12 protein-coding genes are annotated in these 10,215 nt (G+C 75.0%); 5 read left to right on the top strand and 7 right to left on the bottom strand.

The annotated features are described in order from the left end of the window. A partial coding sequence (locus DKT69_RS28940; RefSeq protein WP_146231239.1) for a hypothetical protein occupies positions 1-550 on the bottom strand: 550 nt, incomplete at its 3' end. Positions 551-690: 140 nt separating this feature from the next. Between DKT69_RS28940 and DKT69_RS28935 the strand changes: the two genes are divergently transcribed. Beyond that, a complete protein-coding gene (locus DKT69_RS28935; protein ID WP_109804632.1) occupies positions 691-1,536 on the top strand; it encodes an arginase family protein in 846 nt (281 codons plus the stop codon). A gap of 357 nt (positions 1,537-1,893) precedes the next feature. On the opposite strand, the gene DKT69_RS28930 is transcribed toward DKT69_RS28935, so the two are convergent. Beyond that, entirely contained in the window at positions 1,894-3,399 is a 1,506-nt protein-coding gene (locus DKT69_RS28930) for a sensor histidine kinase (protein WP_109804631.1), read from the bottom strand. Next, entirely contained in the window at positions 3,377-4,117 is a 741-nt protein-coding gene (locus DKT69_RS28925) for a response regulator transcription factor (RefSeq protein WP_109804636.1), read from the bottom strand. Before DKT69_RS28925 ends, DKT69_RS28930 begins: the two co-directional genes overlap by 23 nt. 350 nt (positions 4,118-4,467) lie before the next feature. Here DKT69_RS28925 and DKT69_RS28920 point away from each other — a divergent pair, with 350 nt between their 5' ends. Further along, positions 4,468-4,677 (top strand): hypothetical protein, encoded by a 210-nt coding sequence (locus tag DKT69_RS28920; protein WP_109804630.1) that lies wholly within the window; start codon positions 4,468-4,470, stop codon positions 4,675-4,677. A gap of 188 nt (positions 4,678-4,865) precedes the next feature. Here the strand turns inward: DKT69_RS28920 and DKT69_RS28910 are convergent, their stop codons facing one another. Continuing rightward, complete coding sequence (locus DKT69_RS28910; RefSeq protein ID WP_109804635.1) at positions 4,866-5,099, bottom strand: DUF8847 domain-containing protein; 234 nt, start codon at positions 5,097-5,099, stop codon at positions 4,866-4,868. A gap of 179 nt (positions 5,100-5,278) precedes the next feature. Between DKT69_RS28910 and DKT69_RS28905 the strand changes: the two genes are divergently transcribed. Further along, positions 5,279-6,226 (top strand): serine/threonine-protein kinase, encoded by a 948-nt coding sequence (locus DKT69_RS28905; RefSeq protein ID WP_109804629.1) that lies wholly within the window; start codon positions 5,279-5,281, stop codon positions 6,224-6,226. Positions 6,227-6,301: 75 nt separating this feature from the next. After that, on the top strand, positions 6,302-6,727 hold the full coding sequence (locus DKT69_RS28900; RefSeq protein ID WP_109804628.1) for an OsmC family protein: 426 nt from the start codon (positions 6,302-6,304) through the stop codon (positions 6,725-6,727). Positions 6,728-6,737: 10 nt separating this feature from the next. Here DKT69_RS28900 and DKT69_RS28895 read toward each other — a convergent pair whose 3' ends face one another. Beyond that, positions 6,738-7,688, bottom strand: a complete 951-nt coding sequence (locus DKT69_RS28895; RefSeq protein ID WP_236648419.1) for an endonuclease/exonuclease/phosphatase family protein — start codon at positions 7,686-7,688, stop codon at positions 6,738-6,740. 343 nt (positions 7,689-8,031) lie between these two features. Between DKT69_RS28895 and DKT69_RS28890 the strand changes: the two genes are divergently transcribed. Continuing rightward, entirely contained in the window at positions 8,032-8,877 is an 846-nt protein-coding gene (locus DKT69_RS28890) for a hypothetical protein (RefSeq protein WP_201749913.1), read from the top strand. 7 nt (positions 8,878-8,884) lie between these two features. Here the strand turns inward: DKT69_RS28890 and DKT69_RS28885 are convergent, their stop codons facing one another. Both DKT69_RS28885 and DKT69_RS28880 read right to left on the bottom strand, forming a co-directional pair. Beyond that, entirely contained in the window at positions 8,885-9,436 is a 552-nt protein-coding gene (locus DKT69_RS28885) for an ATPase (RefSeq protein ID WP_109804627.1), read from the bottom strand. A gap of 181 nt (positions 9,437-9,617) precedes the next feature. After that, positions 9,618-10,064 carry a response regulator gene (locus tag DKT69_RS28880; RefSeq protein ID WP_109804626.1) on the bottom strand — a complete coding sequence of 149 codons (447 nt, stop codon included), beginning with the start codon at positions 10,062-10,064 and terminating at the stop codon, positions 9,618-9,620. Positions 10,065-10,215 lie beyond the last annotated feature (151 nt).

Raw genomic sequence — 10,215 nt, 5'->3', positions numbered from 1 at the left:
GATCCACCCCCGCCACCCGGCCCGGATCCGGTTCCTCACCGGGCGGGTAGACCGCCACCGGCACCTCAGCGGTCACGTCGAGGAACAGGCGGCCACCCTCACACAGCAGCGTGATCGAGCGGACCTGTTCGGCCGGATACGGCACCTTCCTGGCCAGGCGCACCCACAGCGGGGGAGAGCCTTTGGCGGTGGGGATCCGGACTCGGCGGTCGTCGAGGGTGAACGTGCCGTGATACCAGCGCACCGGCACCAACCCCCGCCGACGGCGGGGGAACCGGGCCGACAGGTCACCCGCGCTGCGGCGCTTCGCCGCCGCGAACCACGCATCCGAAAACCGGCGCAACACCGACCGGGCACCGACGGAATCCAGTTCACCGAACGTGCCCGGCCCGGACGCCGCCAACTCCCGGCACAACTCCTGATAACCGGACAGGGGTACGTCCCGGCGGCGGCGCCGCCACGCGTTGACCTCCAACACACACGCCCACACGTCACCGGCGCAGCGCAGCAGCCCGAAACACCGCCCCCGCTGCCCCGGCGTCACCCGCAATGCGACACGGGCGGTGCGATGCACGACCCGCGGCGCGGCGGGATCCCGACGACGAGGCACGAACCGAAGACAACACCACCGGTACGACATTTTTCCCAACCCCCGACACCGCTTATACAAACGGCAGCTAGCCTGCGGCGGTGCGATGGACGGTGCTGGACGCGGCGCTGGACTCCTCGGGCCGGGGCCGGGGCGAGGAACGCGCGCCGGGCGCGCTGCGGGCGGCCGGCCTGCTGGAGCGGCTCGACGCGCGGGACGGCGGAGCGGTCGACGCCCGGATCGACGATCCGCGGCGGGACCCGGCCACCGGCCTGATCGGCGCCGCGCAGGTCCGCCGGGCGAGCAGCGCGATCGCCGCGGGGGTGGCGCGGGTGCGGGCCGCCGGCGAGCGCCCGCTGGTGCTCGGCGGGGACTGCACGATCCTGCTGGGCGTGTTCCTCGACCTGCCGGCCGGTACGGGCCTGTGGTTCCTGGACGGTCACGTCGACTTCTTCGACGGCCGGACGTCGGAGACCGGCGAAGGGGCGGACATGGAGCTGTCCATCCTCACCGGCCACGGCCCCGACCTGTTCGGCCGGGCGCTGGTCGACCCGGCGCAGGTCCGGCTGCTCGGCCACCGCCCGCCCGGCGACGATCCGAGCCGGCGGGAGGCCGCCCGGGTCGACCCCCGGGTGGTCCAGCTCCCGGCGGCCGCGCTGCGGCGCCGCGGCGCCGCGGCGGTCGGCCGGGAGCTGGCCGCGGACGGGGTCGCGCCGGCCTGGCTCCACCTCGACCTCGACGTGCTCGACCCCGGTGCGCTGCCCGCGGTGACCTATCCCGAGCCGGACGGTCTCGACTGGGACGACCTGGTCGCGCTGGTCGGACCGCTGGCCCGGTCCGAACGACTGCTCGGGCTGAGCGTGGCCGACTTCAACGCCGACGAGGACCCCGACGGGCGCCACGCCCGACACGTCGTCGAGGTCCTCTCGGCCGCTCTCGCTTCCTGACCTGCCGGTCAGCGACGACGGTGGCGCATGCCCAGCCGGAGCAGGATGAACCGCAGCGCGGTGGCGGCCAGGGAGGCGCCGAGGCCCCACAGGTAGCGCAGTCCGGTGGCGAGCAGCAGGCCGGCCGCGCCCCAGCCGGGGGTCGACCCGGGTGGGCTCGGGCCGCGGACGGTCGCCGTCGGCGCGGACGGGTTCGGGCTCGGCCGCGGTGGGCTTCGGCGACGCGGCGGGGTCCGCCACGGGCGCCGCGGTGGGCGCCGGCGCGGGCTGCCCGGTCGTGGGCGCGGTCAGCAGGCTCTCTGTTCTGTCCATGCCGGCAGGCCTCGGGCGGCCCGCTGGTCCGGCACCGTGAACGACCTATGCGTCGGCTGTGGAATCCGGCAGCCACACCGTGAAGACCGTGTGGCCGGGGCGGCTGGCCACGTCGACCCGGCCGTGGTGGGCCTCCACCACGGCGGCCACGATGGCCAGGCCGAGGCCGGTGCTGCCGTGCGCCCGGGACCGGGAGCTGTCCCCGCGGGCGAACCGCTCGAAGACCTCGTCCTGCAGGTCGGGTGGGATGCCCGGCCCGTCGTCGGCGACGCTCACCTCGACCCCACCGGCGACCGGGGCCAGCCGGGTGGTCACGGTCGTGCCGAACGGGGTGTGCACCCGCGCGTTGGCGAGCAGGTTCGCCACCACCTGGTGCAGCCGGGCCGCGTCCCCGGTCACGGCCATCGGCTCGTCGGGCAGGTCGAGCTGCCAGCGGTGCTCCGGGCCGGCCACGTGCGCGTCGCTGACCGCGTCGACCACCAGCGCGGTCAGGTCGACCGGTTCGGCCGCCAGGGGCCGGCCGGAGTCGAGCCGGGCCAGCAGCAGCAGGTCGTCGACGAGGCTGGTCATCCGGGTGCTCTCCGACTCGACCCGACGCAGCGCGTGGGCCACGTCCGGCGGCACCCGGTCCCGGCCGCGCCGGGCCACCTCGGCGTACCCGCGGATGGCCGCGAGGGGGGTACGCAGCTCGTGGCTGGCGTCGGCGACGAACTGGCGTACCCGCATCTCGCTGGCCTGCCGGGCGGCGAGCGCGGCGGCGACGTGGCCGAGCATCCGGTTCAGCGCGCCGCCCACCTGGCCCACCTCGGTACGCGGGTCGGTGTCGGCCGCCGGCACCCGCACCGACAGCGCCACCTCGCCCCGGTCCAGCGGCAACTCGGTGACGCGGGCGGCGGTTGCGGCGACCCGGTTCAGCGGGCGCAGGGTGGCCCGGACGATGAGCGCGCCGAGGCCGCCCGCGATGAGCAGCCCGGCGGCCACCACGCCGGCCTGGGCGACGATCATCCACATGACCGTCTCCTCCACGCCGGTCAGCGGGATGGCGACGGCGAGCACGTCCCCGTCGGGCGTCCGATGGGCCACCGCGCGATAGTCACCCCCGTCGCCGACCTCGACGGTACGGGGCCGCCCGTCGAGCGGCAGCGCGGACAGCGCGGTGACGTCGGTGGCCGGAACGGTGTCGACTGTCCCGGACTCGGTTCGGGCCGTAGCCGTGGTGACCCCGCAGGCGACCCGCATCGCGATCGAGCCGGGCCGGAAGCCACGCGGCGGCTCCGGCCCGGGCTGGTTGCAGGAGTCCGGCCGTCGCGGGTCCCCGGGCTGGCGCAGCCAGGGCGGCAGGTCGCCGGTGCGCCGGTCACCCATGGTGAGCTGGTTGTCGACCTGGGCGATCAGGAAGTGCCGCAGGGCAACCGTGGTGACCCCGCCGATGCCGATGCTGACCAGGGCGAGCAGCGCCACCACGGAGAGGACCAGCCGGCGGCGCAGCGACCAGCCGGCCAGCCGCCGCCGCAGCCGCCCGCGCAGATCACTCCGCGGGCTTGAGGACATACCCCGCGCCGCGCAGCGTGTGGATCATCGGCTCACGGCCCGCGTCGATCTTCTTGCGCAGGTACGAGATGTAGAGCTCGACGACGTTGGCCTGGCCGCCGAAGTCGTAGTTCCAGACCCGGTCGAGGATCTGCGCCTTGCTCAGCACCCGGCGCGGATTGCGCATCAGGTAGCGCAGCAGCTCGAACTCGGTCGCGGTGAGGGTGACCAGATCGCCGCCCCGGCGTACCTCGTGGCTGTCCTCGTCCAGGCTGAGGTCGCCGACGGTGAGCACGGCGTCCTCCCGGGTGGCGACCGCGAAACCGGAGCGGCGCAGCAGCGCGCGCAGCCGGGCGATGACCTCCTCCAGGCTGAACGGCTTGGTGACGTAGTCGTCGCCGCCGACGGTGAGCCCGGCGATCCGCTCCTCCACCGCGTCCCGCGCGGTGAGGAAGAGCACCGGCACGGTCGGGGTCTGCTCGCGCAGCCGGCGCAGCACCTGGAAGCCGTCCAGGTCGGGCAGCATCACGTCGAGCACCACTGCGTCGGGCTGGAACTGCCGGGCCGTGCTCAGCGCCGTCATCCCGTTGACCGCGCTGCGGACCTGCCAGCCCTCGTAGCGCAGGGCCATCGAGAGCAGGTCGGTCAGTGTCGGCTCGTCGTCGACGACGAGCACCCGCACCGGTTCGCCGTCGGGGCGACGCAGCTCGATCCGACCCTGTGTGGCTTGCCCGTCCATGACCATGCCCCCATCGTGGGTCGCTGCGCTGTGCCGGGCCTGTCCCGATCCTGTGTACCAGCTGTGCGGCCCCGCCGGGTCGCCCACACGCGCGCGAGGCCCGCACCCGGCGGTGCGGCCGAGGCACAGCGCGGCCACAGGTCCGACCCACCTGCCCTCCAGGCACGGCCCGCAGGCTGGCGGCATGGGACTGGACGGGAGCTGCGAGGTTCGCTGGTGGTGGCGGGACAAGCCGGCGCGGGTGGCGGTGACCGAGCGGACGGCGCTGCCGGCGGCCCGGCGCGCGGTGGCGGGCCGGCTGGCCGCGCTGCGCGCCGCGGAGGCGGAACTGGCCGAGGCGCACCGGGCCGGTGGGCGCGTGCGACCCGCGTACCGGCGGGGCGCCGGCCTCGCCGTGGACGGCGGTGGCGGTCGCCGCGCCCGACGCGACCTGGGCCGCGATGCTCGCGGTGGCCGCGCTGGTCCGCGGTCCCGACGGCCCGGAGTGGCTGGCCGGGCAGGGCGTCCCGGCCTGGCCGGGCGCGGCTACGCCCGCACCGGCGCGCCGACCGTCCCGGTGACCGTCGCCTGGGCCACCCGGGACCGGATCCTGCCGTACCGGCAGGCCGCGGTGGCCCGCTCCCGGCTGCCGGAGGCCCGCCACCTCGACCTCACCGGCTGCGGCCACGTGCCGATGCACGACGACCCGGAGCTGGTCGCCTCGGTCATCCTCGGCACCACCGGCGCGGCCCGGCCTGACCGCCGCGCCTCACTCGGTCGCGCCGAGCGGGTCGGTGCGGACGAACCGCATGGTCCAGGTGCCGTACCCGTCCCGGTGGTCCCGCTCGTAGAGGTGGTCCGGTCCGCCGCCGGCCGGCGGCGCGGCATGGCCGGGATGGCGCATGATCCACCACTGCGGCGGCGCGCCGTCGGGGTCGGCCGGCAACTCCCGGACCAGGTCGTGGGCGGGCCCGCCGACGAACCGTACGCGCACCTCAGCCACCCGCACACCCTCCATCCTCGGGCCGGCACCCGTGGTCACCGTGCCCCTGGAGGGGAAGCTACCCCGCCGCGGCCGGCCCCGGCCGGTAAACCCGGGGCGGTTTGCCCAGCTCGGGCCCCGGGTACCGCGTCCCGAAGCGCCGGATCGGGCCGGGGCGGGACGAGGACGAGGAGTGGTCGATGAGGACGCTGGGCGGGCGGTACGAGCTCGAACAGCGGGTCGGCGTCGGCGGGATGTCGGAGGTCTGGCGGGCCCACGACCTCGTGCTGGACCGGACGGTCGCGGTGAAGCTGATCTCGCCCAGCCTGGACGACGAGGCGACATCGGTGGAGCGGATCCGGTCCGAGGCCCGCTCGGCAGCCCGGCTGGTGCACCCGAACGTGGCCAGCGTGCACGATTTCGGCACCTCGACGGCCATGCCCGGCCGCGAGGCGCCCTACATCGTGATGGAGCTGGCCGAGGGCGAGACGCTGGCCGCCCACCTGCGGGCGGGCCCGCTGGACTGGCGGATCGCCGTCCGGGTCTGCGCCGAGGTGAGCGCCGCCCTGGCCGCCGCGCACGCGCACGGCATCGTGCACCGCGACGTGAAGCCGGCCAACGTGATCCTCACGCCGTCGGGCGTGAAGGTCCTCGACTTCGGCATCGCCACCTCGGCCGGCGCGACGGACCACACCCCGGACGGCATCGTGGTGGGCACCCCGGCCTACCTGGCCCCGGAGCAGCTGGACCGGCAGCCGGCCACCCCCGCCGCGGACATGTACGCCCTCGGCGTGCTGCTCTACTACTGCCTGACCGGCCGCCTGCCGTACGCCGCCAGCAGCACCACCCAACTGCTGGGCGCGCGGAAGCGGCAGGCGCCGGAGCCGCTGCCGGAGATCGACGGCCTGCCGGCAGAGGTCGCCGACCTGTGCCGGCGCTGCCTGGCCGACGACCCGGCGCAGCGCCCCAGCAGCCTGATGGCCGCGCTGCTGCTCGCCGAGGTGGTGGACGCCCGGGTCTACGTGCCGATGGTGACGGCGGCGCCCCGGCAGCGGACCGCGCCGGTCTCCGCGTGGACCGACCGGGCGGCCGCCGAGGCCACCGAGGCGATGGCCGTCGACCGGCAGCCCAGGGAGTGGGCCAGCTGAGCCTCCCCGGGCCCCGGCCCGGTTTCACCCGGCGGGGGCCGGGTAGCCGGGCGGGTGAGTGACGGGAGGAACGCGATGCCGGATCCGAGTTCCTGGCTGCACGAGGCCACCGCGACCGCCGCGGGCGGACATGTACGTACGGACGACGGTGGCCTCTCCACCGCCCTCGCGTCGCCGCTGGCGCCGCACTGCACCGGGCTGAAGCCCGAGCAGTTGCTCGCCGCCGCGTTCGCGTCCTGCCTGCATCACGCGGCGGTGGAGGCCGCCGCCGACATCACCGACGAAGCGCACACGGTCCAGGTGACCGCGGAGGCCAGACTGGGGCGTGACGACGACGGCCGCTACCGGGCCGACGTGCACGCCGAGATCTCCTCGGCCGGGCTGACCCGGGAACAGCTGGCCGACCTGGTCGCGTACGCCGACCGGCTCTGGCCCTTCTCCAGCGGCGACAACAGCCGGCACCGGCTCACGGTCACCCCGGCGGAGAACGGCCGGCACTGAGCCGCCGGGCTCACCAGCGGAAGCCGGCGGTCACGGCCCGGTGGTCGCTGTCCGGGGTGCGCAGCACGCCGGCCGCCGTCGGGGTGAGCCCGCGGTAGAGCACGTGGTCGGGGCGGGTCACCGGCAGCTGGGCCGGCCAGGTGAAGCCGAAGCCCTGCCCGGCGTCCGCCTGCGCGTCGTGCAGCAGCCGGGTGAGCGGCACGAAGACCCGGTCGGTGGCGGCGGTGTTCAGGTCGCCGAGCACGACCAGCCGGGGGGCGTGGTCGTCGCGGACGGTCGCGGCCAGGGCGGTGAGGGTCTCGTCCCGGGTGGCGGTGTGCCCCGCCCGGGCGGAGCCCAGGTGGACGACGTAGACCACCAGGTCGCCGCCCGGGGCGGCGACCACGGCGCGCAGCGCCCGGGTCCAGCCCAGTCCGGTGTCCACGCCGGCGGAGTCCCGGATCGGCCACCGGCTCCACAGGGCGACGGTCGACACCGTGGCCTGGTGCGGGTACCGCCGGCGCAGCGCGGCGTCGACCGGGTCCTCCTCGTCGACCTCCTGGAGCGCGATCAGGTCGGCGCCGGAGCCGGCGAGCGGGGCCACGGTGGCGGCGGGGTCGGGATTGCCGGACCGGAGGTTCTGGCTGGCGACGCGGATCGCGGCCGGGCCGGCCCCGGCCGCCGGTGGGAGCCACGCGCCGCCGTAGAGCGCCGCCCAGACCACCGCCGGGAGCAGCACCGCCGCGAGCGCCCGCCGGGACCGGCGCAGCGCGGCAGCGAGCGCGAGTGGTGGTACGCCGAGGCCGAGCAGCGGGGTGGCGCTGTCGACCAGGCTGCCGAAACCGTGCACGTTGGGGATCGCGCGGTGGCCGCCGAGCAGTGCGGCGAGCAGGCCGGCGAGCAGGCAGACGAGCAACCCCCGCCGGTCCCCGCGGCCGTGTGATGCATCGGTCGTCCGCTCGTCGATCATGCCCTCCGTCACCGTCCGCATCGTATCGAGCCGGGAATGGCCCCGGCGGGCCGACGGCGGCAGCCGGGTCGACCGGGGTACGGCCTGACGGACCGGCACCTCCGGGGGACCGATCGCCGGCAGGTCGGCGGGGTGACCCATGGGCCGAACGGAGGAGGGCCGCGCGTCGCGCACCGAAGATGATCTTACGCCCGCTTCGCCCTGGCGGATCGTTAATAGCCGACAAATCCGAAACGAGTGATGAGCCTGCTTCGTGATTTCGCGAGGGTAATGCCCCCGCGGATCATGGCAAATTGTGACGCATGCCATCAACCGGCCCGATGGCAAGCGACGGGATGCTCTCTAGCCTCGGCGAGTGCATCCCGACGACTCCCCCGAGCAGAAGCAGACCGAGACGCCGCCCACCGGCCGTACCACCGATGTCGCGTCAGCCGAAAGGACGATCGGGCGACACCGGGCCCCGGAACCGCCGCGCCGCGGACCTCTCGCCTCGACCTCGGCCCGGATTGCCGTCGCCACCGGCGTGACCTGCTGTCTCGGCCTGGTCGCCGTCGTCGGCGCCCGGGACACCGGGCAGCGCCACGAGCCCGTACGCGAGGTGATGGCGGACCGGGCGGCGGCCGCCGCCGAGGCCGAGCAGCGCGCCTCCCGGGATTTCGAGCGGACCGCGCCGCCGGTCGCCGTGCCGGTCACCCCGGTGCCGGCCGCTACCCCGAGCCCCAAGCCGACGAAGAAGGCCCCCCGGAAGCCGGTGCGGCCGAAGCGCCCACGGCCGGTCGCCGGCCTGGACCAGCGCCAGATGGACAACGCCAAGGTGATCGTCGACGTCGGGCGGGACATGAAGCTGCCGCGCCGCGGGCTCATCGTGGCCATCGCCACCGCGATGCAGGAGAGCAACCTCTACAACCTGGCCAGCGACGTGCTGCCCGAGTCGTACGACTATCCGCACCAGGGCAGCGGCGCCGACCACGACTCGGTCGGGCTGTTCCAGCAGCGGCCCAGCAGCGGCTGGGGCAGCGTCGCCGAGCTGATGCGCCCGGCGTACGCGGCCCGGGCGTTCTACGCGGCGCTGCTCGAGGTGCCCGGCTGGGCGGACCTCAGCATCACCGAGGCCGCCCAGTCCGTGCAGGTCTCCGCCTTCCCCGACGCGTACGCCAAGCACGAGGAGCGGGCCACCACCGTGGTCGACGCGCTGATCTGAGCCGCGGTCAGGCCGCACTCCGCTCGGACGGCGGCTCGGCCGGGGCGTCCGTGACGCCGGTGGCCACCCGGGTCGCCGGCACCCCGTTGCCGGGCACGGCCGCGGCGGCGGTCGGGGTGTCGGCCGGCACCGGATCCACGGCCAGGCCGGCGAGGAGGTCGTCGACCCGGGCCTCCCGCCGCCGGCGGGCCAGCAGCGCCGCCTCGAAGTCGCGGCGGGCCTGCACCGCCTCCGCGTACGCCCGCTCCCGCACCAGGCGGGCCTCGGCGCGGGCGGCGTCGAGTTCGCCACGGGCCAGCGCCAGCAGCGCGGCAGCCTCCCGCTCCACCGTCATCGCGCCGGCCCGCCCGGCCGTACCGTCGCCCGCGGCCGGCGCGCCCCGCCGGTCGAGCAGATCGCAGAGGTGGCTCGCCTCCTGCCGGATCTGGTCCCACTCCCGATCCGCGCCGGCGGTGCTCTCCGCCCGCGCCGCGAGCCGGGTCAACCGGATCCCCAGCTCGTCCAGGCAGGAATCGACCTGCCGTTGGTCGTAACCGGTCTCAACGACGGAGAACCTCATACTGTCGCCCCCCAGGCAGCTGGTGTTTCTTCCCCACCTGCCGATCCTGGGCGCTGCCGGCGACGGCCGGGGCGCTTCGAGAAAAATGTTCAGCATCCGAGGGCGGTCGACGACCGGCGACCGCGCGTGGACAATCGCCGCCACCCGACGTACGGGCGGCGGCGATGAGGACGAACCAGGCTCAGGAACGCTTCGGCAGCACGACCACGCGGCCGAAGAACTCGTCGATGCGGCGCACCACGTCGTTGAAGTCGTCCAGGTCGATCGGCTTCGTCACGTACGCGTTGGCCTGAAGGGTGTAGCTGCCGACGATGTCGGTGTCCGCGTTCGATGTGGTGAGCACGACGATCGGGATGGTGCGCAGGTCCTCGTCCCGCTTCACCTCACCGAGCACCTGCCGGCCGTCCATTCGGGGCATGTTCAGGTCGAGCAGGATCATGTCGGGGCGGCGGGCGTCGGTGTGCCGGCCCTCGCGCCGGAGAAACTCCATCGCCTCCTGGCCGTCGTTGACCACGTCGATGACCTTCTCGACGTCCGAGTCCTCGAGGGCCTCCTCGATCATCAGGACGTCGCCCGGGTCGTCGTCCACCACCAGGATCCGAACGGGGCTGGGGCTGGCTGGACCCATGGGTTACCTGCTTCGTGTCGGTGGCGGGGTGGGACCTCTCGGTCACCTGCTGGCGAAGAAATCTAGCCCATCACGGGCGGAACGGCGAGGCCAGATCGGGCGTGTCCGCGTCGTAACGGAGAACCTCGGCGAGCCCGGTCACCTGCAACAC

Source organism: Micromonospora sicca (assembly GCF_003172935.1).
In the GTDB taxonomy this organism is placed as follows: domain Bacteria; phylum Actinomycetota; class Actinomycetes; order Mycobacteriales; family Micromonosporaceae; genus Micromonospora; species Micromonospora sicca.
The sequence above is the reverse complement of the archived record's forward strand: the minus strand, read 5'-3'. Positions and strand labels throughout refer to the sequence as shown.